Source organism: Campylobacter sp. (genome assembly GCF_019423325.1).
GTDB lineage: Bacteria > Campylobacterota > Campylobacteria > Campylobacterales > Campylobacteraceae > Campylobacter_B.
In genome coordinates this window covers 241,457-262,445 of record NZ_JAHZBQ010000003.1, presented here as the reverse complement: position 1 = coordinate 262,445, position 20,989 = coordinate 241,457, and the positions used below count along the sequence as shown (strand labels likewise).

The following is a 20,989-nucleotide window of genomic DNA, read 5'->3' as shown; positions in this document are numbered from 1 at the left end:
TTAAAGCCCTTTAGCCGTGGCACTTCGCGTCGGTGTCGAAGCCCTCATTGACCGCACCCGGTTTTAGGCTGATGGTGAGCTTGACCGCGTCGCCGTCCAGATCCTCGCGTGCAATGTCAAATTTAGACTCGATCTTCGGGATTAGCCCCATCGGAAATTTATGATTGACCATGACGACCTTTTTGGTTTCGTCTTTTACGAAATTTAGCGCCACCAGCGCATTTACCATAGGCTCTGGTGGGACGCATTTGCGCGAATCAAAGCCGATGTATTCTATGCCGCCTTGCGATTTTTTATAAAATTTCACCGTAGCGCCCGCTGCGTCAAACTCCTGCCAGTCTGTGAAAAAATCCATATCTGATCCTTTTTTAAAATTTCGCGCGATTATATAGCAAATTTTAAAATTTTGAAATGAGGTAGGTCAAGTCCTATTTGGAATTTGTAAATTTAGCCGAATTTTAATACACTACGCGTTAAAATTTTAAATCCGAGGACCATTATGCAGACCATCACGATCATCGATACGTTCGGCTTTTTTTTCAGGCTCTACTACGCTATGAGCGGGCTTAAGACCAAAGACGGCAAACCCAGCGGCATGGTGAGCGGATTTGCGAGCTTTATCGCAAATCTTTCGAAGGAATTTAAGAGCGATTATATAATTTTCGCTCTGGATAGCAAAGGCAAGACCTTCCGCTCGGATATCGATCCGAATTACAAAACCAACCGCCAAGCCCCGCCGCCTGCGCTTTTGCAGCAGCTGCCCGTCTGCATCGAGATGATCGAAAAGATGGGGCTTTACTCTCTCGGGCGCGAGGGCTACGAGGCGGACGATCTCATCGCAAGCGTCGTTAAAAAGCACGGCGCCACGCATAAAATCAACATCGTTACCTCCGACAAGGACCTGTATCAGCTCATCGGCGAAAACGTTAAAATTTACAGCCACGGCAAAAAGATGCTTTATGGCAGAGAGGAGTGCTTGCAGCGCTACGGCGTCTATCCCGAGCAGATCGTGGATTTTTTGGCGATCTGCGGCGACAGCGCCGATAATATCCCGGGCGTGCGGGGCATCGGCGACAAGGGGGCGAAGAAGCTTTTAGACGAATGGGGCTCGCTCGATGGGATCTATTCAAATTTAGACCGCCTGCCGCAAAACAAACAGCGCGAGTATCTGATAGAAGGTAAGCAGAGCGCCTACATAAGCAAGCGCCTGGCTACGCTTTACGATGAGCTGGAAATCCCGCCTTTGGAGGACGCAAAATTTCCGCAGCAAAATCCACTTTTTAAAATCCGCGAAATTTTAAAAGATTACGCGCTAAATAGGCTTCTTTCGGCGTTAAGCCTGCAGGAGCAGAACGGACTTGATCTTTGGGGCGAGGGCAAAGGCGCAAGCGCAAAAAGCTCCGTTTTGGGCGCGGGCGGGAAGGGTTCCGCCGCAGAGCCGTCTCGCGGCGGATCTATCTTGGACGCTGCCGTAGGGGGGATAGACGGGCAAAATTCTATCCCGGGCGGCTCCTCTTCAATCGGACAAAATTCCGAGCGCGCTTTTAAAACGCCATTTGAGCCTGTTTGTATCACCGATGCCGCGGAGCTTGCGAAGTTGTGCGAGGGCGTGGGCGCCGAGACATTAGTGAGCTTCGATACGGAAACCACTAGCATCGACAGCAAAAGTGCCAAGATCGTGGGCTTTTCGTTTGCGTTTAACGAGGAGCGCGCCTACTACGTCCCGCTCGCGCACAGCTATTTGGGCGCTCCTGCTCAAATTTCTTCGGACGCGGCAAAGGCTGCGATTGGCTCGCTGTTTCGCGGATATGTAGTGGGGCAAAATTTAAAATACGATTTTGAGATCGTGAAAAATAATTTTAACATTGAGCCGCCTGCGCGCTTTGCCGATACGATGGTGCTAGCGTGGCTTCTCGATCCCGCAAACGCCGTGGGGATGGACTCTATCTCGCCGCGGTATCTGGGCTATGAGACTGTGCATTTCGGCGACGTCGTCAAAAAGGGCGAGACCTTCGCCTCCGTGGAGCTGGACGCCGCCACGATCTATGCGAGCGAGGATGCGTGGGTGACGCTGAGGCTGTATTTTAAGCTCAAGGGACTGTTAGAGCCCGCGCTTTTTAAGCTCGCGCAGGAGCTTGAGTTTCCGTTCGTGCGGGTGCTTTGGCAGATGCAAAGATGCGGCATCAAGATAGACACGGAGATGATAAGGCGCCTTATCGCGCGCAACGAAAAGTCCCTGCGAGCGCTCACGGATGAAATTTACGAGCTTTGCGGCGAGCAGTTTAACATCAACTCTCCCGCTCAGCTCGGCGCCGTGCTTTTCGAGCGGCTTGGGCTACCTGCGGCGAAGCGCACGAAGACGGGCTATAGCACCGACGAAAGCGTGCTGAAAGATCTTACGGCGCTGCATCCTGCGGTGGGTAAAATTTTAGACTACCGCGAGCTGTTTAAGCTGCAAAGCACCTACTGCGAGCCGCTGCTGCAGCTTGCTCTGGCCGATGCGCAAAACCGCGTCAGATCGAATTTCTTGCAGACTGGCACGGCCACCGGGCGGCTAGCGAGCAAAAATCCGAACCTGCAAAATATCCCCGCGCGCGGCACCTTTGCGAAGGACGTGCGGGACTGCTTTCTGGCAGACGAAGGCTACTCGCTGATCTCGCTTGATTACTCGCAGATCGAGCTGCGCCTGCTAGCGCACTTTTCGTGCGATCCTGCGCTTTTGGCGGCGTTTAGGGCAGATGAGGACATTCACGCTCGCACGGCGATCAGCATCTTCGGCGACGCACAGCCCGCGCACCGCACGATCGCAAAGAGCATAAATTTCGGCCTCATCTACGGCATGGGCGCGGGTAAGCTAAGCGATAGCCTAGGTATCGCGCGCGCCGAGGCGAAAGGCTATATCGAGCGCTATTTCGCGGCGTTTTCCACGATTAAAGAGTTTTTGCAAAGCATAAAATCGGACGCGAAAGCGGACGGCTACGTAAGCACGCTTTTTGGGCGCAGGCGCTACTTCGACTTCGCAAACGCGCGCAACAATATGGTCTACGCAAGCTACGAGCGCGAGGCGGTGAATACGAAATTTCAAGGCTCCGCCGCCGACATCATCAAAAAGGCGATGGTTGAGATTTCGCCGCTGCTAAACGACGAAGCGCGGCTAATATTGCAGATCCACGACGAGCTGATCTTCGAGGTGCGGGACGATTTGGCGCAGAGCTTCGGCGAGCGCGCGCAGGAGATAATGCAAAGCGCGGCGAGCCTGAACGTGCCCTTAAAGACGAGCCTAAACATCGCCAAGCGCTGGGGCGAGCTGAAGTAACTCCGCTAAATTTAAAGTGCAGAGAAATTTTGCCCTGGATGATTAGTAAAAATTTCAGCGCGATTTAGGTATATTGTGAAAAATTTAAGGTAAAAGATGAAATTTAACGATATTGATTTATCAAACTGGCACGAAAGCGATGTTTGGACGGATGATCTGTGGCTAATCAAAAGCCGCGAAAAAAGTGGAAAACATGAAAATGTCTATCATGGAAATTTTGTGCCGCAAGTAGCGTATCAGTTGATTTCTCGTTATACTAAAAAAGGCGAAACGGTTCTGGATCCGTTTTGCGGTAGTGGAACAAGTCTTTTTGAATGCGAAAAGTTAGGACGAAAGTTCATCGGACTTGATATAAATGAGCAAATTTTAAACTATGTAAAGGCTAAAATGAGCAGTAGCCCACAAGATTTTTTTGCTTTAAATTTATGCGACAATGCCAGTATCTCAGCTAAAATCTGTATACAAAATTCGCTTGATTTCTTAGGGCAAAAGCAAGTAGCATTCGCGATTTTTCATCCGCCGTATTATGATATTGTCAGATTTACCCAAAATCCGGCGGACTTATCAAACTGTAAAAGCATAGATGAGTTTTTGATTGGATTTAGGAAAAGTTGCGAAAATTCTTTAAATTTTCTAGCTAAAGATAGATACTTTGCCGTTATTATCGGTGATATTTACAAAAATAGCGAGGTTGTACCGCTATCGTTTTTATGTCTTGATATGATAAAAAGAAATTTTAAAACTAGACTAAAAGGTGTAATCGTAAAAAATATCGAGGGTAATCGCGGAAAACTTGGAGCGGGCGGAATTTGGCGGTATCGTGCATTAAAAAATGACTATTATATTTTTAAGCATGAGTATATTTTAGTTTTCAAAAAGGAATATTGATGACTACACATGTTTTTATAGTTGATTATAATACATTTAAATATCACCTTGAATATATGTTTGCGGGAACTGGTGCTGGGGATAATTTTATAGATTTTAATAACGTTGGTACTACAAATTTACACTATGCGACTGAAAACAATTTGCTTGGAATGATTGCAGATATAAGCAGAATTCGTATTGGTGATAATGTTATTTTCTATTTGCAACAGAATTATTTCAAAGGTATCAATGAGGGTAAATTTTATGGCATTTTTAGAGTAAAGAGCCTTGGCTTTTTAGATAATAATGATGGATTGCAATTTTTGATGGATAGATTACAAAAATCGCTTATCTTTAGAATTTTAATTGAACCTTTGGAGGTCTATACAAATGGTGTTACTGAATGGGAGGCGCTTGATGAGATAAAAAATATACATTCGCCGAATCAAATGCTTTGGAGTTTGATATATAGGAAATTAAAAGGTAACCGTGGAAATACGATGATTACTATTTATGAATTTGAGCGTTTGCGACAGCTTATTAGAGAAAGAAGTAATTGTGTTCCCCTTATCGGTTCAAATTTTACCTTTAATTTGCATACACAGCAAATCGTTCAAACTCAACAATGCAATATTTATAGTGGTAGAATCGAGCCTATCCGTATTTTGTCACGACTTTTAGCAAAATACAAGAAAGGGCAACAGTTCGAGGCTCATCTGCAGGCTTACATTTTACAGAATATAGAGAAAATTTTTAATTCAGATTCAGATTTTGAATGGATAGGCAATGAAGTCTCTTGCGGAGTAGGTATGCAACGAATAGATATTATGTTATCAAAAATAAACGGTATTAACAAAATTTGTATACCTATAGAATTGAAATCAAGCGAAGCCTATCACGGTATAACTCATCAAATTCAAAGATATGTTGATTGGATTAAACAATATTATCTTCCGAATCGTCCGTCCGATTTAGTATCAGTATTAGTATCTAGGCAAATTTTAAATAAGAATTCTTCAAGTTACAATAAATTAATATCAGAGTTTATGGATTTTAATATCAAAAATAGTTTGAAATTAAGATATATAGAATTTACTATCTTAAATGATCAAATATCTTTTAATGAGATAGCTTATTAATGAACTATATTGGCTCAAAATTTTCATTGCTCGGTTTTTTGGATGAGAGTATAAGCTCGGTCGTGGGTGGCGATTTATCTAATTTAACGTTTTGTGATATGTTCGCGGGTACGGGCGTAGTCGGTACATACTTTAAAAATTGTGTTAAAAAGTTAATCGCAAACGATATAGAGCCTTATAGCTACGCTTTAAATAACCACTATATAAAAAATGACTTAGACGAAAACAACTTAGAAAATTTAGTAAATAAATACGCTAATTTACCACCTAAAAAAGGTAAAATTTTTGAATTTTATGCACCTGGCGGCGGCAATGGACGACAATATTTTAGTGATGAAAACGCATGCAGAATCGATGCAATTAGACAAGGAATTTCAGAGCTTAAGCCTGACTCAAATGAGTATTTCGCTATGATTGCGAGCCTGCTTGAAAGCGCCGATATGGTGGCGAATACGGCGTCCGTTTACGGTGCATTTTTAAAAATTTTTAAAAAAACGGCCATAAAACCTCTAAATTTTCGTTTGGCAAAATTTACGCCACCATTGCGGCAAAATGAAGTGTATATGGCAGATGCAAATAAACTAATCGAGAAAATTTCTGGCGATATTTTATATCTTGACCCTCCGTATAATCATCGCGAATACGGAGCAAATTACCATTTGCTAAATACGATTACGCTCTATGACGACTTCGTGCCGCGCGGTAAAACGGGATTAAGAGAGTATCAAAAATCACTTTGGTGCAAAAAGCGAACGGCGATTATGGTATTTGAGGATTTGATCAAAAAAGCAAATTTTAAATATATTTTTTTAAGCTACAACAATGAAGGTCTTATGAGCGAGGTGCAGATTCGAGAAATTTTAAGCAGATATGGCAGATATGATTTAGTAAAGAGGCAGTACCAAAGGTTTCGTGCCGATAAGGAGCAAAACCGCAATCATAAGGCAAACTCTACTCTAGAATATCTGCATATTTTAGAGAAATTTTAAAATTTTAGGACGTATAAATTCGGTAAATTTTAATAGTAGAATTCTGCCTCCAAGGGGAATTTGTATGAAATTTTACTTACTCTAAAATTTTAAAGACTAGGCAAAGTTAGAAAATTTTTTATGTTTTTATAAAAATTCAGCGAGCTTTATAAATTATAATTTCCATTCACGATAGGTGAAAAGCCTAGAATTTTACTTGCCGCAAGCTCAAAATCGAAATTTTAAAATTACAAGCTTACGGTTTTTGGCTTATAAATCCAAAAAATCCTTACTGAGTAAAATTCTAGACAAAGAATATCAAGCTCGCGCTAGCGCAAATTTTGCAAGCTTGCGCAAATTTCGCGCCGCCTATTTTTTAGATTTTTCTAGCGCGGTGGCAAGATCTGTTATGAGATCGTCCGCGTTTTCGATACCTATGGCTAGGCGCAGCAAATTTTGACTGATGCCGATGCGCTCTTGCAGCTCGCGCGGATAGCTCTCGTGCGTCATCGACGCAGGATGGCAGATCAGGCTTTCTACGCCGCCCAGACTAACCGCCAGATCGAATAGCTCAAGGCTGCGCGCAAAGGTTTTATAGTCGTATTGCGGCTTAAGCACCAGTGAGATGACCGCTCCGATGCCGCCAGCTTGGCGATTTTGTATCTCTTTTTCGTTAGCCGAATGCGAGCCTGCAAAATTTACCGCCTCTACCGCAGGATTGCCGCGTAAAAATTCTATTATCTTTAGCGTATTTTCGCTCTGGCGGTCGAAGCGCACGCTTAACGTTTTAAGTCCGCGTATTAGAGAATACGCGTCGGTAGGCGATAGCGTCGCGCCCAGAGTGTTTTTCATAAACTGAATTCTTGCGGCAAGCTCGTCGTCATTCGTCGTAACGATGCCGGCGATCAGATCGGCATGCCCGCCTATGTATTTGGTCGCGCTATAAACCACGACGTCTGCGCCGTGCTCTAGCGGGCGCTGATAATATGGGGTCAAAAAGGTATTATCCATCACCACAAGCGCGCCGTTTTTATGCGCGAGCTCGCTGATGCGCTCAATATCGGTTACGCGCAAAAGCGGATTTGACGGCGTTTCGATGAAGACCATTTTGACGTCGCTCGGAATTTCGGTGATCAAATTTAGATCGTCCACTAAGTCGTAATTGACCCCTTGATTTTTAAAAATCCCGCTTACGTATCGATAGGTGCCGCCGTAAACGTTATTATTTAACAGCACGCGATCGCCGCTTTTAAGCAGCGCAAATGCAGCGCTCGTAGCCGCCATACCCGAGGCTAGCGCGAAGGCGTATTTGCTGCCTTCAAATTTTGCGAAAAGTTCCTCGAAGGCGTTGCGCGTAGGATTTGCGCCGCGCGAATAGGCGTATTTGCCGAAATCATCCAGGCTTTCTTGCACGAAGGTGCTGGCTAGATATATCGGCGGAATCACCGCGTTATGGGGGTTGGACTTAGCCTCTATGCCCTTTACGATTAGGGTATCTATTTTCATCTTTTCTCCTTAAAATTTAATGGATTTAAAAGCTCATCGCTCCGATAAATTTAGCTATGCGCTCATCGCTGCTACCGAAGAATTCCTCTGCGTCGCCGTCGAATGCGATAACTCCGCCGTCTAAGAATAAAATTCTATCTGCGATCTTGCGCGCAAAGCCCATATTGTGCGTGACGATGATAAGCGAGCGATCCTCTGCGGCAAGCTCTGCGATAGTCTTTAGCACCTGCGCCTCAAGCTCGGGATCAAGCGCGCTCGTAGGCTCGTCCAGCAGCAAAAACTCAGGCTGCATCGCAAGTGCCCGCGCGATCGCCACGCGCTGGCTCTGACCGCCGGAGAGGCGAGCCGGATACGCGCCAGCTTTATCCGCCATACCGACTTTTTTTAGCAGCGCCATTGCATTTGCCTCGGCAAGCTCGCGTGGCTGCTTTAGCACGTGTACGGGCGCTTCGATGACGTTTTGCAAGACGTTGAGGTGCGGAAAGAGATTGAAGCTTTGAAAAACCATGCCCGTATGAGCGCGGAACGGATGATACTCGCTTGTTTTATGCGGAGCATCGAAATTTATCTTAAACTCGCCTAGCCGTAGCTCGCCGCCGCTTGGAATTTCGAGCAGATTTATGCAACGCAGCATCGTGGATTTGCCGGAGCCGGAGCTTCCTAAAATCACTGTCGTTTGCCCATCGCGAAATTCTAAGCTTAGCTCGTTTAGCACGACGTGATCGCCGAAGCACTTAGTTAAGTTCGTAAATTTTATCATCACACGAACCTTGAAAATCGTCGCTCTAGCTTGGATTGTAAGAACGTAAGAAGGGTGCAGACTGCTAGATAAAATAGTGCCGCCAGTACGTATAACGTAAGCGGATCGAATGCCCGTGCAGCGATACGTTGAGCGACCATAAACATATCAACCATCGTAATCGAGGCTACGAGCGAGGTGTCTTTAAGCGTAGAGATAAATATATTTGATAGCGGCGGCAGCGATATGCGCGCTGCTTGCGGAGCGATAATGCGGCGCAGAATTTGAGCGTAGCTCATGCCTAGCGAGGTAGCCGCCTCCCATTGTCCTTTTGGCACCGATAGGATCGCAGCTCGCACCGCCTCTGAAGCGTAAGCGCCGATATTTAGGCTAAAGGTAATGATCGCAGCAGCCCAAACATCAAGCGTGATCCCGATGATTGGAAGCCCGAAATAGACGATAAAAAGCTGCACCAAAAGCGGAGTGCCGCGAAAAATCCAAATATAAATTTCGCTTAGCTGTTTTAAAATTTTAAAATTTGCGATGCGTGCGACCGCCGTCAGCACCGCAAGCACGAGCCCGAGCAGAAATGAGATTATCGTAAGCGGGATCGTAACTTGTAACAGGGCTAGCGCCATCGGCTCTAGCGAGCTGCTAACAAGCTCTAGAATTCTGCTTGTTTCGTTCATTCACTCACATCTTTGCCGAAATATTTAAGCGAAATTTCTTTTAGCTTACCTTCGGCTTTGAGTTCGTTTAAGGCTTTGCTGATTTGATCTGCGAGCTCTTTATTGCCCTTCTGCACGATTGCAGCGCTATAATCGACATCTTTTAGCTTTGCAGCGATCTTAATCGGAGCATCCGGACGTTGTTTTAAAAAGTCGTAAAATACGGTATTGTCGCGCACGACGGTATCTACGCGGCGAGCGATCAGCAGCTCCATACTTTTAGCGAAACTATCGACGGTTACGTTTTGCGCGCCGTATTTTTTAGCGACTTGCGCCCAGTTGCTGGTAGCGGAGTCTGCATTTTTCTTGCCTTTTAAATCCTCGAAGCTTTTAATGTCGTTGTTATCTTTATGCACGATGATAGCTCCGTAAACGACGGTGTAGGGCACAGAATACTCATATTTTTTCTTGCGCTCATCAGTGATGCTTACTTGATTAAACACAGCGTCTGCCTTGCCTGCATCAAATGCTGCAAGCATCGCATCCCAAGGCGCGGTTAGAAATTCTATTTTTAGACCAAGTTTTTCGGCGACTGCGCGCGCGACATCTACGTCGTATCCTACGAGCTCATTTTTGTCGTTATAATACGAAAATGGCGAAAAGGTGCCTTCCGTAGCTACTTTAAGCGTGCCTTCGCGTAGTGTTTTAGCGTTTGCGCCGCATATTAAAAGCGCGCACGCAAGCAAAGTTTTTATTAAATTTTTCATAATTCCTCCAAAATTTTATGAGCGAAATTTAAAATGCGAAATTCCGCCCAACCAAGTTTAAAATCCCACGCTTCAACTAAGCGGTTGTAGAATTTACTCCGTAATGTCTTTGCCAAAATATTTAAGTGAAATTTCTTTCAGAACGCCTTTTTGCTTTAGCGATTTTAGCGCGGAATTTATCTGCGCCGTCAGCTCGTCGTCCTTTTTAAGTAGCACGGCGGAATAGATCGGCTCATTACCTTGAGCTGCGATCTTTAGCGGGGCGTTTGGGCGCTGCTTCATATAGTCGAAAAATGTGATATTGTCGTTGATCGTAGCGTCTGCGCGACGAGCTATGATGAGCTCCACGCCCTTGCTAAATCCGTCTGCTGTGACGATATCAGCGCCATAGCTGCGCGCCATGTCCGCCCAGTTACTGGTAGCGGAGTGGACGCTTTTTTTGCCTTTAAGATCCGCAAAACTCTTAATCCCTTCGTTATCAGCTCGTACTACCAGCGCAGCATAAGCCACGGTATAAGGCTCGCTGAAATTATATTTTTTCTTGCGCTCCTGCGTGATGCTTACTTGATTCATCGCTATGTCCGCTTTGCCTGCGTCAAATGCCGCGAGCATCGCATCCCACGGCGCGGTTAAAAATTCCGCCTTTAGCCCTAGCTCTTTTGCCAGTGCGCGAGCGATATCGACATCAAAGCCGGTAAGATTATTTTTCTCGTCATAGAAAGAATACGGCGAGTAAGTCCCCTCCGTAGCTATTACGAGCGTGCCCTCTTTAAGCGTCTTAGCGCTTAGGGTGGCGGTGATTAGCGCTGTTGCGAGCAGGGCTTTAAATATTTTCATTACATCTCCTTGAAATTTAGCTATCGCTCGCGCTGCGAGCAGATGCGCGATTATATCGTGCGGAATATATAATTTTTATTAAAAATTTTAAATTTTAGTAAGACGTGATACAAAATTTCGCCTGCATGACAAAACTTTAGCTCATATATTTTTAAAATTTTGACAGAGGTGATTTATAAAATTTCAAGTTTATTAGGTAAAAGTATCACAGACCAAATTCGGCCTGCGATTAAAATAAAATTTGCAAGTATTTCGAGGCGATTTTTTGAGTTAGAAGCTAAAAATTGCGCAAGCTAGACTTCTGCTTGCAGTTGTGAGTGAAACGAAGCAAAATAGCCTGTCGGGCAAAATTTTAGCAAACTCCGTAAAAGCACTCAAAAAATGCAAATTTAAAACGAATTATCGCGAGCTTTAGGCGAGGCGGATCTAAATTTTAGAGTGCAGATAGAACATTTCGTTCATCAAGCGATAAAATTTAATGAAGTACCGCAAGCCGAATTTTCAAATTTAACTTTAAATTCAGCCTGCGATTAAAATAAAATTTGCAAGTGTTTCGAGGCTGATTTTAGGTTTGAAGTTAAAATTTGACGAAGATAAGGCATGTAGCCTATCGAGTCAAATTTTAACAAAATCCGCAAAAAGCGTCCGAAAGACGCCGCAAATTAGCCTATATTCTCACCCGCAATCATACCAAACGTTAAGCAGTCTGCGATCGCCACGCTACCTAAGCGGCTAGCTCCGTGTACGCCGCCGGTGATCTCGCCTGCTGCAAATAATCTTGGGATAGGCATCTCGGTTTGTAAAGAGATGACCTGCGCTTTGGTATTGATGTCGATACCGCCCATGGTGTGGTGGAGTTTTGGCGTACCGCGCATAGCGTAGAAAGGAGCTTTAGAGATATCTACGCCGTTTGTAGTGGTTTTATCCATAGGTTTGCCAAAGTCCTCGTCTTTGCCTGATTTAACGAAGCTATTGTATCTCTCGACTGTCTTTTTTAGCTCTGCAGCAGGGATTTTATAAGCTGCCGCTAGTTCGTCTAGAGTTTCAAATTTCTTTAGTACGCCGGACTCTAGCGGTTTAGTGTAGTGCTCAGGTATGACCATGTTTTTTACGCCCTCGCTATCGCAGAAGTTGATAGGATAGATATCGGCTTTTGCGTCGATTACTTTAAACATAGCTTGAGAGCGTGTGCGGCGGTCTGCTAGTTCGTTCATATAGCGTTTGCCGGTTCTTGGATCGACTGAAATTCCGTAGCGGAAGCTTCCGTTTACGTTAAACATAGAGCCTACGCCAAATCCCTTTTCGTCAGGGCATGCCCATGGACCAAACTGTATCCAGCTTAGCTGCACCGGAGTTGCGCCGATCCTAAATGCCTCTTTCATAGCGCCTGCTGTTGCGCCCGGGTGATTGGTGCTATCTGTGGTAGGTAGGATAGACGGGTCTTGAACCTGTCTAAAGAATACGTCGCGGCAAAATCCGCCCGCAGCTAGTACTACGCCTTTTTTAGCTTTTATAGTCTTTTTAGTTCCGGTAGTGTTTTCGGCGTCGTCTTTTTGGCTCTTTGAGTCGAATTTATAATCCTCTCTGATGATCACGCCGTCTACGCCGCCGTCTTCGCCTAGGACGAATTCGTCAAATTTAGCTCTTTGTCTTAGCTCGCAGCCTTGTAGGTTTTTAAAGTATTCTACCATCGGCTGAACGATACCTGAGCCTGAGCCGTTAGCTGTTTGAAGCGATCTAGGTACGCTGTGTCCGCCTGCGTGAGTAACTTTATCTATGTATTTAGCGCCGCATTTTAGAGTTAGTTTATATGCGTCTTGCGCGCGAGTAGCGATAGTGTCGATTAGATCTACGTGGTTTAGTCCGCGGCCGGCTTTTAGGCAGTCTTTGATAAATAGCTCGTTACTATCTTTGATGCCTTCTGCTTTTTGTTTGTCGCTGTTTGGAACGGCAAAAATTCCGCCGTTAATAACGGAGTTGCCGCCGACGCGTCCCATCTTTTCTAGGATTAGGACTTTGTTGCCCTTTTCGGCTGCGGTGATACCAGCTGCAAGTCCTGCAAAACCAGAGCCCACGATAACTACGTCCCACTCTTCGTCAAATTTGACGTCTTTAGCGTTTACCGCAGCATTTGCGTTTACGGAGCCGAGCGCTAAAGCTCCCGCGCCAACTAGGCTCATTTTGAGCAGATCACGTCTTGAAACTTTTTCCATGATGTCTCCTTTATTTTACCGTTATACGGTTTTTTGATGCCTAATTTTGCGAGTATTATAGCCAAAGTTAAATAAAAACAAAATAATATTATTTAAAAATTGTTTTTAAATTTTAAAAAACCGCCGCAGCCAAAAAGCCGCTTATCGGCTGCTTGCTAGTTCTGAATTTAGACAAATTCTAAATTTAAATCTTTTCATAAAATTTTGTGCGCTATGGGAGTGTATTCTGCACCGGATAAAAGACCCGCTAAAAGCAGGTCTTTATCTCTCGCAAAGCTTACCGCATGCGTCGGCGCGGCACCTGCTGCAGTGAGTCATCTGCGCCATTGAGCCGCCGATTAACTTTCGCATGCTGCGAATTTCTTCGTTAGAGGGCGATTTGATATTTGCAAAAGGGGTATCATGCACGGGGATCATCGCCATACAGTTCATGATATCGGCTCGCCACTCCTTAGCTTTTTCCGCGATTTGCGGGACGTGAGCCATATTTACGCCAGGGATTACGACCGTATTGATCTTTACGATCATGCGGGCTTCTTTTAGTTTGCGGATCCCTTCCTCTTGGCGCGCCCCAAGAATTCTAGCGCCCTCTTCGCCGCGGTAAATTCTATTTCCGTGGCGCACCCACGCATAAATTTTGCCGCCTACGCCCGGCGTTACGGCATTGACCGTTACCGTCACGTGGCTCACGCCGATTCGCACGATATCGTCCACGTGCTCGGGCAGAGCTAGGCCGTTTGTGGATAGGCAAAGCAGGGCGTGAGGGAAGCGGGCTTTGCATTTTTCAAAGATCGCTAGGGTCTTGTCGGCATCACACATAGGATCTCCTGGCCCTGCGATGCCGATGACCGAGATATCTTGTCTAAATTTAAATAGATTTTCCACGTATAGCGCGGCTTCATCCGGGCTCTGCACCCTCCCTGTTACGCCGGGGCGATTTTCGTTGGCGCAGTCGTAGATGCGGTTGCAAAAATTGCACTGGATATTGCAATGCGGCGCTACGGGAAGATGCACGCGCCCGTAGGCGGCGGACGCTTTTTTGCTAAAGCAGGGGTGGTTGTCGAAAGAGGGCTTGGCGAAAAAATTCATCAATCTTTTTTCCTTCCGAATTTGATGGCGTCCGCGTGGCAAACATCCATACAATCGCCGCAGTTTGTGCAGTTCATCTCGTCCGGTCTCGTGCCCATTTCGCATTTGCGCAAACAAGCATTGCAGTTATCGCAGGCGTCTGTTTTGTAAACGCGAAATATTGAAATTTTACGCAGTAGCTCCATTATGCCGCCGCTAGGACAGGCGAAGCGACACCATAAATTTGCGACGATCAAGGACGCGGCGATAAGAGCTACGACGACGGCAGTGCGAACTGCCCAGTACCAGTCGGAAAATTTAAAAGACATGATAACGGCGTTGAGATACTCGTCGCTGGTGCGGATAGGGATCATGACGCGAGGATTGCCGTAGATAAAATATACGCCCGCGCTAAGCAATACGGCTAGAACCATGCCTATCTGCGCAAATCTAAGCTTTTTATTGCGAATTTTAAGCTTAAAAATAGCAAATTTACCTAGCATTTGATTTACGAATCCGCCTGGGCAAAGCCAGCCGCAAAACGCGCGCCCAAGGAAAATAACAAGCACGGGGATAAATAGCCAAAAGCCGAAAAACACGGTCGCGATCCGCCCCCAGCACGTGACGATCGGACAGGATTGGCAGTTTACGAAAGGCGCGATAAAAGGGCATCTAAAAATCCCGTAGTATGCCCACTGCCCGATCGCGCCGATAAAAATCAGCTGCACCAAGCGACGAATTTTAGTTAGCCTAGAGACTTTTTTCATCTTTGCCATATTTACTATACTAAACATCTTTTACACCAAACCTTTCTATGAGTTCGAGCCCGCGCGCCGAATGGATGGAGGTAAAGCCGTGACGCTCGAAAATTTCCTGCCCCTCCACGGAGCAGACGAAGTCTGCAAAGTCATCGGCAAGCTTCTCGTCTTTTACGTATTTCATGATATTTAGCGTAAAGGTAAGCGGCCCGGGCGGGATGAGTTTCTCGTCGATAGGCATGTATTCGATTTTGTCTTTAAATCTATCGTGCGTCGTTAGGCGCTTTTCGATGATGGACGCATCACCCTTGCCATCTACCAGATCGCACATCATCTGGATGACGCATGAACCGTTGGCGATCATATTTTTCATAACAGGCTCGGTAAGGCCGGAATTTTTCAAAATTCCCTTTACCGGTCCGCTGCCCGGAGGCGAAGCCCTTAGCGGCAGCATCACACGCACGCCGGGTTCTGCTAGATCCTTTAGATCGCGAATGCCCGCGGGATTTCCCTTCGGCACTACTAAAACGTAGTCGGTAAAACATAGCGGTCTAAAGCGAAGGCTAAGGCCAGCCTTGCGTAGTTTTTGGCTTAGCTCCAAAACGCGAGCGCCGAAAACCTCCGTCTTGCCCTGCAAGGCCAGTAGCGACTTTCCGAGCGCACCTGCAAAGGCGCCAGTGTACTGGATATTATGCCCCGTTTTGGACTCGTACACTGCGTTTATCTGCGCAAAAGCCTCAGATAAACCTCCGCACGACCAAACCTGCAGCGAATCAGGCTTAAACGGCGTGAAGCCGGCGAGCATCGATTCGGGTCCGGCGATGGCTGCCGCCGCCAAAGCTCCTTTTAAAAAGCCGCGACGAGATTCGTCTATCTCTTTAAATTTCATGCAACTTCTCCTTTCTTTGGTTTGTTTTTAAATTTAGAAAATTCTTCATTTCAAAATTTCAAGTAAGACTCGCTAAAGTAGCTCGATAAACGCTTCCGAGCGCGTGCGAATTTGCCTGACGCCCTGTTTTGAATAATCAGTCTTTAGCGACATATAGTTCGCTCCTGCTTCGCGGCTCGCCTCTTTGATCCTGTTTGTCAGGGTCGCGTAGGTGTGGCAGCCGCTTAGCACGACGTCGATGACGCCGTCTGCTTGATACTCGCGGATAAATTCCTTGATAATATCGCCTCTGGCATCGTTTTGATACATCACCGAGCATGGAATTTTGAAGTAGCGCTCGGCGATATTTGCTACCGGATCGCCCTTCGTTTGCACTTAGCGAGGACAGTCTCAGCAAAAACCATGCATGGGGGGGCTTAGTTTGATCGCGGGATTTTTGCGGGCGGTTTTGTAAATTTCGCTTAGTTCTAGCCCCAGGCGGCCCGCGCTGATCTCTAAAAATTTGCCCGTGCCCGCCGAGCATTTGTCGTTCATGATAAAATCCGCAGGCTTGCCGTTTAGGGTCTTGATCGCCTTCGTATCCTGCCCGCCCATGCCCTCTACGGTGCAGTCTTGCTCAAACAAAAAGTGCGCCCCAAGGCCGTGGCATAAAATTTCGCTCATGCTAAGCTGTGCGTACTCCACGCTAATGCGCCCGTAGCCCGTAGCCGTCACGAAGCCATCGCCGTAGCCTTTTTGCTCCAAATTTTGCTTGATCTGGCGCGCGACCTTGACCGCGCTAAAGCCGCTTGGCAGCAAAAACAGCTCGCAAAATTCGCCGCGTTCGTCCATAACGGAGAGCTTTGACGACGCCCCGCCGATGTTGGTACCGATAAAATGCATAAAATTTTAAATCCATCGAAAAATATTTCTACACCGTAGAACTTTATCGCAATCTTAGCTTTTTAAGACTTTTATATCACTGAAATTTATCGCAGGCGGGCGACGCGGATGAAATTTAGCCCCTCGGCGCGTTTGAATTAGTTTTAAATTTAGATTTAAATTTAGCGCTCGCGGGCGATTAAAATTCCGCTTAAAATCACCACCGCAATGCCTGCTAGCACGATCGGACCGGGCAGATGATCGCCTAGCATAATGCCGAGTGCCATGCTAAATAGGATGTCGCTGTAGCTGATCGCGGCGACTATGCCCGCTTTGCGTGAAGCGGCGTAGGCGCGCGTCATGTAAATTTGAAAGTAGATACCGCTGACACCCAGAAGCGCCACGAGCACCCAGTCAAAAAGGCTTGGCGGGTTGAAGTAAGCGAGCTTCGCTAAATCCGCGCCGCTGAAAAGTCCTAAAATTTTAACCTCGCTACCTTCAAGCGCCCAGCCCGCAACCATCATCATCGCGCTTAGAAAGGTAGCGGACGAGACGAAAACCAGCACGATGAGGTTGGTGGCGTAGTGTTTGCGGAGCTCGCGCACGCTCGTGTATGCAAGCCCCGCGCACATGCCGCCGAAGATTCCCACCGCGTCGGTTACGCTGATGCCGATGTGCGGGCGCACGACGAGTAAAATTCCGCCAAAGCCCAGCAGTATCGCAAACCAGCCCTTAGAGCTTAGCTTTTCGCCTAAGAAAAACGCCGAAAATAGCGCGGTGAAAATGGGTGCCGTCTTTTGGAAGGTAAAAGCGGTGCCAAGATCGATGTGAGCGATATTGTAAAAGGTCGCTAAGATACCGCAGCTGCCGATAAAACCGCGAAACGCGAGCAGCCACGGCTTGCCGCCCGGGCCCAGATTTTTTACCCGCCTTAGCGAAAACAGCACGATCGCGATGCCTACGACGTTGCGGAAAAACACGATCTCAGCGCTACTCATCCGCTCCGCCATGACCTTGGCTAGCGCGCCGTTTAGCGCGAAATAAAAGCTTGCTACGAGCATGTAGTAAACGCCCAGATGTTTTAGCCAAAACGCGGAGTAGAATTTTTGTTTCATCGCGCGCTACTTTCGGTTCGCCACGAGCCTGCCCGCGACGATGATGAGCGCCATGCCCGAAAGTGCCATTAAACCGGGCAGGGCGTCGCCTAGCAGCAGCCCAAATAGCGTCGAAAAGATGATGTCTGCGTAGCTGATCGTAGCTACTATGCCCGCTTTTCGCGTCGCGGCGTAGGCCTTGGTGACGTAGGTTTGATAAAATAGCCCCAGCAGCCCCAAAAGCACGGCAAAGAGCCAGCCCTGCGCGTTTGGAATTTTAAATTTGCAAAGCATAAAGCTAAGCGCGGGCGCATCTATAAATTCCGCCGCTATCATAAGCGCTGCGGGCATTAGCGTGCCGGCAAGAAGCGCAGAGAGGATGATCGTATCGGAGCTATAGTATTTACGTAGCCCGCGCACGGAGGTAAGCGCCATCGCGGCGAATAATCCGCTTAAAATTCCAAAAACATCGCTCGGCTGCAAGCCAAACTGCGGCTGAATTACCAAAACGATGCCCGCAAATCCGAGACAGACCGAGAACCAGCCCATCGCGCCGAATTTTTCGCCGAGGGTAAAGTATGCGATTATCGCCGTCCAAATGGGCGCCGTTTTTTGAAAGGTAAATGCCTCGCCGAGGCTGATGTTTACGACGTTATAAAAAAACACCATTAGCCCCAAAATCCCGATAATACCGCGAAACGCAAGCGTAAAAGGATGACCGCCTTTGTTTGCGAAGCGCGCCGCGCGGGGACGCGCCTTGATTTTATAAAGCAGGATCAGAAGTCCTGGCAGATTGCGAAAGAGCACGACCTCAAGCGATGAAATTTGCGCGCCCAAAAGCTTGGCGAAAACGCCCGTAAGAGAGTTGTAAAAGCACGCCATCAGCATATAATACACGCTTAGATGGTGCAGCAAGAAGTTGTTGTATTTCATCGCGACCCTTTAAATTTGCGAAATTATACACGCATAATGATTAAATTTTAATATTCCGCCGTTTTAATATTTCGCCGCGCCTCCTGCTTTCGCGCGCCTGGCGCGACGGCTCGTTTTTGCAATTCGGCGCTTGAATGCGCAAAGCAGCCAAATTTGCGTAGCTGCGGGTTTATATGCTTTCGCGCAGTTGCGCCCGTTTCACGCTTTGGTTGCTAGTTTTCTCGCCAGGCTTCGGTATTTAAATTTTATGAAATTTACGCACAGTCCCGCCTCGGCGATATATTCGGCGATGGCTCGCGCCTTGGTGACTTTTTACGAGCGGCGTTTTGCTAGTGTCGCGATAAAATTTCGCTAAATTTAGCGCCTAAATTTCATAAAATTTTGTCGCTTAGCTCCGCGAGCGAGCGCGTAGAATTTGGCTTTAATCTATTTTTGGTTATAATCGCGCCAAAAATTACAAGGACGAACGTGAAAAGTTTGATCATCATCGGGCGCCCCAACGTCGGCAAGTCGAGCCTTTTTAACCGCTTAGCGGGCGCTCGCATCGCCATTACTAGCGACGTTGCGGGCACTACGCGCGATACCAATAGAGCAGAAGCCGAAATTTTCGATCGCCGCGTGCGCGTGATCGATTCGGGCGGCCTGGACGACACCTCCGAGCTGTTTACGCGCGTGCAAGCTAAGACGCTAAGCGAAGCCAAGAGCACGGATTTGATAATCTTTATGACGGATGGCAAGCTGCTTCCAAGCGATGATGAGCGGCGGATATTTTTCTCGCTGCAAAGGCTTGGCAAGCCCATCGCCTTGGCGGTCAATAAGATCGACGGCAAGCGCGACGAGGAGCGCAGCTGGGAGTTTAACGAATTCGGCGTTAAATTTTTCCCGATCTCCGTCTCGCACAACAGCGGTATCGACGAGCTAAAAGAGTGGATCTACGGCTTTTTGGATCCTGCGCCCGCGAGGCAGGATGAGGATGAAATTTTTGATGATTTTATAGAGGGCTTTAACGACGAGGGCGAGCCGAAAGAGGGGCGCGACGAGGAATTTTACGCTAGTAAAACCATCGGCGTGGGTATCATCGGGCGGGTAAACGTCGGCAAATCAAGCCTTCTAAATGCGCTTGTGGGCTCGCAGCGCTCGGTCGTGAGCGATTATGCGGGCACGACGATCGATCCGGTGAACGAAAGCACGGAATTTGGGGGGCGTACGCTAGAGTTTATCGACACAGCGGGCATTCGCCGTCGCGGTAAGATCGAAGGCATCGAGCGCTTCGCGCTAAATCGCACCGAAAAAATTTTACAAAACTCCGACATCGCGCTTTTGGTGCTTGACGCAAGCGAGCCGCTAAACGAGCTGGACGAGCGCATCGCGGGGCTTGCGGCTAAATTTGAACTAGGTCTAATCATAATTTTAAACAAATGGGATCTTTGCGAGCGCGATTACGACGAGTTTTGCCGCGATTTGAGAGATAGGTTTAAATTTCTTTCCTACGCGCCGATCATCAGCGTCAGCGCGACGGACAGGAAGCGGATCCATAAAATTTACCCGCTCATTTTGGAGGTTTATTCAAATTTTACGCGTAAGCTCGGCACCGCAAAGATCAATGAAGCGGTAGAAGCCGCGATAAAGGCGCATCCGATACCTCGCGAGCGGGGCAAATCGGTTAAAATTTACTACGCCGCGCAGATCGGTTTTGCGCCGCCGAAGATCGCTCTTGTGATGAACCGCCCGCAAGCGCTGCATTTTAGCTACAAGCGCTATTTGATGAACAGACTGCGCGCGAGCTTTGCTCTTTCGGGAAGTCCGCTAGTGCTGCTGCCGCGCAAAAAAGGGGAGAGCGATGAAGAGCGGTAACATCGTGCTCATCGGCTTTATGGGGGTCGGTAAGGGCACGGTGGCACGGGCGCTGGCTGTGCAAAGCGGGATGTTTGCGCTTGATTGCGACGATATGATCGAAAGCTACGCCAATAAAAAGATCGGGCAAATTTTTAAAGAGCAGGGCGAGCAGAGCTTTAGAAAGATGGAAGAGGGCCTTGCGAAATTTTTAGAAAAGTCCGTCCGCTGCGCCGTGATCTCTACAGGCGGCGGCTTTTACGCCGTGAAAAATTTAAACAAAATCGGCACCGTCGTGTATCTGAAATCAAGCTTTGAAGGGATAATCGAGCGCTTAAAAAACAGCGAGAACGCGGAGAAAAAATTTGCCAAGCGCCCGCTGCTAGCCGATCTGCAAAAGGCCGCGGCGCTGCACGCTCAAAGAGACGGGGCTTATGAAAAAAAGGCCGACATAGTAATCGACGTGGAAAATAAAAGCGTAAAAAAGATCGTAAAAGAAATTTGCTCCGCCTGCGACGGGCTAGGCTTGA

General features: G+C 47.3%; 19 protein-coding genes and 1 pseudogene. 6 read left to right on the top strand and 14 right to left on the bottom strand.

The window, feature by feature from the left end:
• Positions 1 to 10 precede the first annotated feature (10 nt).
• Positions 11 to 355: a hypothetical protein gene (locus QZ367_RS09115; protein ID WP_291939940.1), complete on the bottom strand. Its 345-nt coding sequence runs from the start codon at positions 353 to 355 to the stop codon at positions 11 to 13.
• A 144-nt stretch (positions 356 to 499) separates the two neighbouring features.
• Here QZ367_RS09115 and polA point away from each other — a divergent pair, with 144 nt between their 5' ends.
• The 4 genes from polA to QZ367_RS09095 all read left to right on the top strand — a co-directional run bounded on the left by polA (position 500) and on the right by QZ367_RS09095 (position 6,314).
• Entirely contained in the window at positions 500 to 3,316 is a 2,817-nt protein-coding gene (gene polA, locus QZ367_RS09110) for a DNA polymerase I (protein WP_291939938.1), read from the top strand.
• A 96-nt stretch (positions 3,317 to 3,412) separates the two neighbouring features.
• On the top strand, positions 3,413 to 4,204 hold the full coding sequence (locus tag QZ367_RS09105) for a DNA methyltransferase (protein WP_291939935.1): 792 nt from the start codon (positions 3,413 to 3,415) through the stop codon (positions 4,202 to 4,204).
• The gene (locus QZ367_RS09100) at positions 4,204 to 5,325 is read left to right on the top strand and encodes a DUF91 domain-containing protein (protein ID WP_291939932.1); all 1,122 of its coding nucleotides are present in this window, start codon (positions 4,204 to 4,206) and stop codon (positions 5,323 to 5,325) included. The genes QZ367_RS09105 and QZ367_RS09100 overlap by 1 nt, the downstream gene beginning before the upstream one ends.
• Positions 5,325 to 6,314 carry a DNA adenine methylase gene (locus tag QZ367_RS09095; protein ID WP_291939927.1) on the top strand — a complete coding sequence of 330 codons (990 nt, stop codon included), beginning with the start codon at positions 5,325 to 5,327 and terminating at the stop codon, positions 6,312 to 6,314. Before QZ367_RS09100 ends, QZ367_RS09095 begins: the two co-directional genes overlap by 1 nt.
• 348 nt (positions 6,315 to 6,662) lie before the next feature.
• Here the strand turns inward: QZ367_RS09095 and QZ367_RS09090 are convergent, their stop codons facing one another.
• The 13 genes from QZ367_RS09090 to QZ367_RS09030 form a co-directional block, all read right to left on the bottom strand.
• A complete protein-coding gene (locus QZ367_RS09090) occupies positions 6,663 to 7,799 on the bottom strand; it encodes a PLP-dependent aspartate aminotransferase family protein (protein ID WP_291939925.1) in 1,137 nt (378 codons plus the stop codon).
• 25 nt (positions 7,800 to 7,824) lie between these two features.
• Positions 7,825 to 8,559, bottom strand: coding sequence for an amino acid ABC transporter ATP-binding protein (locus QZ367_RS09085; RefSeq protein WP_291939922.1), 735 nt, complete (start codon positions 8,557 to 8,559; stop codon positions 7,825 to 7,827).
• Positions 8,559 to 9,227, bottom strand: coding sequence for an amino acid ABC transporter permease (locus QZ367_RS09080; protein WP_291939919.1), 669 nt, complete (start codon positions 9,225 to 9,227; stop codon positions 8,559 to 8,561). Before QZ367_RS09080 ends, QZ367_RS09085 begins: the two co-directional genes overlap by 1 nt.
• Complete coding sequence (locus QZ367_RS09075) at positions 9,224 to 9,973, bottom strand: amino acid ABC transporter substrate-binding protein (RefSeq protein WP_291939916.1); 750 nt, start codon at positions 9,971 to 9,973, stop codon at positions 9,224 to 9,226. The genes QZ367_RS09080 and QZ367_RS09075 overlap by 4 nt, the downstream gene beginning before the upstream one ends.
• A gap of 93 nt (positions 9,974 to 10,066) precedes the next feature.
• Positions 10,067 to 10,810, bottom strand: a complete 744-nt coding sequence (locus QZ367_RS09070; protein ID WP_291939914.1) for an amino acid ABC transporter substrate-binding protein — start codon at positions 10,808 to 10,810, stop codon at positions 10,067 to 10,069.
• Between the two features lie 662 nt (positions 10,811 to 11,472).
• The gene (locus QZ367_RS09065) at positions 11,473 to 13,023 is read right to left on the bottom strand and encodes a flavocytochrome c (protein WP_291939912.1); all 1,551 of its coding nucleotides are present in this window, start codon (positions 13,021 to 13,023) and stop codon (positions 11,473 to 11,475) included.
• 261 nt (positions 13,024 to 13,284) lie between these two features.
• Positions 13,285 to 14,112, bottom strand: a complete 828-nt coding sequence (locus tag QZ367_RS09060; protein WP_291940146.1) for a radical SAM protein — start codon at positions 14,110 to 14,112, stop codon at positions 13,285 to 13,287.
• Positions 14,112 to 14,885, bottom strand: a complete 774-nt coding sequence (locus QZ367_RS09055; protein WP_291939909.1) for a 4Fe-4S binding protein — start codon at positions 14,883 to 14,885, stop codon at positions 14,112 to 14,114. Before QZ367_RS09055 ends, QZ367_RS09060 begins: the two co-directional genes overlap by 1 nt.
• Positions 14,878 to 15,738 carry a substrate-binding domain-containing protein gene (locus tag QZ367_RS09050; protein WP_291939906.1) on the bottom strand — a complete coding sequence of 287 codons (861 nt, stop codon included), beginning with the start codon at positions 15,736 to 15,738 and terminating at the stop codon, positions 14,878 to 14,880. The genes QZ367_RS09055 and QZ367_RS09050 overlap by 8 nt, the downstream gene beginning before the upstream one ends.
• 72 nt (positions 15,739 to 15,810) lie before the next feature.
• On the bottom strand, positions 15,811 to 16,113 hold the full coding sequence (locus tag QZ367_RS09045) for a 2-hydroxyacyl-CoA dehydratase family protein (RefSeq protein ID WP_291939901.1): 303 nt from the start codon (positions 16,111 to 16,113) through the stop codon (positions 15,811 to 15,813).
• Between the two features lie 15 nt (positions 16,114 to 16,128).
• On the bottom strand, positions 16,129 to 16,620 hold the full coding sequence (locus tag QZ367_RS09040) for a BadF/BadG/BcrA/BcrD ATPase family protein (protein WP_291939898.1): 492 nt from the start codon (positions 16,618 to 16,620) through the stop codon (positions 16,129 to 16,131).
• Positions 16,621 to 16,781: 161 nt separating this feature from the next.
• Positions 16,782 to 17,714, bottom strand: coding sequence for a DMT family transporter (locus QZ367_RS09035; RefSeq protein WP_291939895.1), 933 nt, complete (start codon positions 17,712 to 17,714; stop codon positions 16,782 to 16,784).
• A 6-nt stretch (positions 17,715 to 17,720) separates the two neighbouring features.
• Positions 17,721 to 18,626, bottom strand: coding sequence for a DMT family transporter (locus QZ367_RS09030; protein ID WP_291939892.1), 906 nt, complete (start codon positions 18,624 to 18,626; stop codon positions 17,721 to 17,723).
• Between the two features lie 468 nt (positions 18,627 to 19,094).
• On the opposite strand from QZ367_RS09030, the gene der reads away from it, so the two are divergent.
• Complete coding sequence (der, locus tag QZ367_RS09025) at positions 19,095 to 20,480, top strand: ribosome biogenesis GTPase Der (protein ID WP_291939889.1); 1,386 nt, start codon at positions 19,095 to 19,097, stop codon at positions 20,478 to 20,480.
• Positions 20,467 to 20,961 (top strand): annotated as a pseudogene (locus tag QZ367_RS09020) (shikimate kinase); the annotation flags it as partial. The gene der and the pseudogene QZ367_RS09020, both read left to right, overlap by 14 nt.
• Positions 20,962 to 20,989 lie beyond the last annotated feature (28 nt).

Excerpts from the sequence above, each read along its gene's own strand:
- QZ367_RS09115 (WP_291939940.1), bottom strand. The coding sequence starts at position 355 with ATGGATTTTTTCACAGACTGGCAGGAGTTTGACGCAGCGGGCGCTACG.
- polA (WP_291939938.1), top strand. The coding sequence starts at position 500 with ATGCAGACCATCACGATCATCGATACGTTCGGCTTTTTTTTCAGGCTC.
- QZ367_RS09105 (WP_291939935.1), top strand. The coding sequence starts at position 3,413 with ATGAAATTTAACGATATTGATTTATCAAACTGGCACGAAAGCGATGTT.
- QZ367_RS09100 (WP_291939932.1), top strand. The coding sequence starts at position 4,204 with ATGACTACACATGTTTTTATAGTTGATTATAATACATTTAAATATCAC.
- QZ367_RS09095 (WP_291939927.1), top strand. The coding sequence starts at position 5,325 with ATGAACTATATTGGCTCAAAATTTTCATTGCTCGGTTTTTTGGATGAG.
- QZ367_RS09090 (WP_291939925.1), bottom strand. The coding sequence starts at position 7,799 with ATGAAAATAGATACCCTAATCGTAAAGGGCATAGAGGCTAAGTCCAAC.
- QZ367_RS09085 (WP_291939922.1), bottom strand. The coding sequence starts at position 8,559 with ATGATAAAATTTACGAACTTAACTAAGTGCTTCGGCGATCACGTCGTG.
- QZ367_RS09080 (WP_291939919.1), bottom strand. The coding sequence starts at position 9,227 with ATGAACGAAACAAGCAGAATTCTAGAGCTTGTTAGCAGCTCGCTAGAG.
- QZ367_RS09075 (WP_291939916.1), bottom strand. The coding sequence starts at position 9,973 with ATGAAAAATTTAATAAAAACTTTGCTTGCGTGCGCGCTTTTAATATGC.
- QZ367_RS09070 (WP_291939914.1), bottom strand. The coding sequence starts at position 10,810 with ATGAAAATATTTAAAGCCCTGCTCGCAACAGCGCTAATCACCGCCACC.
- QZ367_RS09065 (WP_291939912.1), bottom strand. The coding sequence starts at position 13,023 with ATGGAAAAAGTTTCAAGACGTGATCTGCTCAAAATGAGCCTAGTTGGC.
- QZ367_RS09060 (WP_291940146.1), bottom strand. The coding sequence starts at position 14,112 with ATGAATTTTTTCGCCAAGCCCTCTTTCGACAACCACCCCTGCTTTAGC.
- QZ367_RS09055 (WP_291939909.1), bottom strand. The coding sequence starts at position 14,885 with ATGTTTAGTATAGTAAATATGGCAAAGATGAAAAAAGTCTCTAGGCTA.
- QZ367_RS09050 (WP_291939906.1), bottom strand. The coding sequence starts at position 15,738 with ATGAAATTTAAAGAGATAGACGAATCTCGTCGCGGCTTTTTAAAAGGA.
- QZ367_RS09040 (WP_291939898.1), bottom strand. The coding sequence starts at position 16,620 with ATGCATTTTATCGGTACCAACATCGGCGGGGCGTCGTCAAAGCTCTCC.
- QZ367_RS09035 (WP_291939895.1), bottom strand. The coding sequence starts at position 17,714 with ATGAAACAAAAATTCTACTCCGCGTTTTGGCTAAAACATCTGGGCGTT.
- QZ367_RS09030 (WP_291939892.1), bottom strand. The coding sequence starts at position 18,626 with ATGAAATACAACAACTTCTTGCTGCACCATCTAAGCGTGTATTATATG.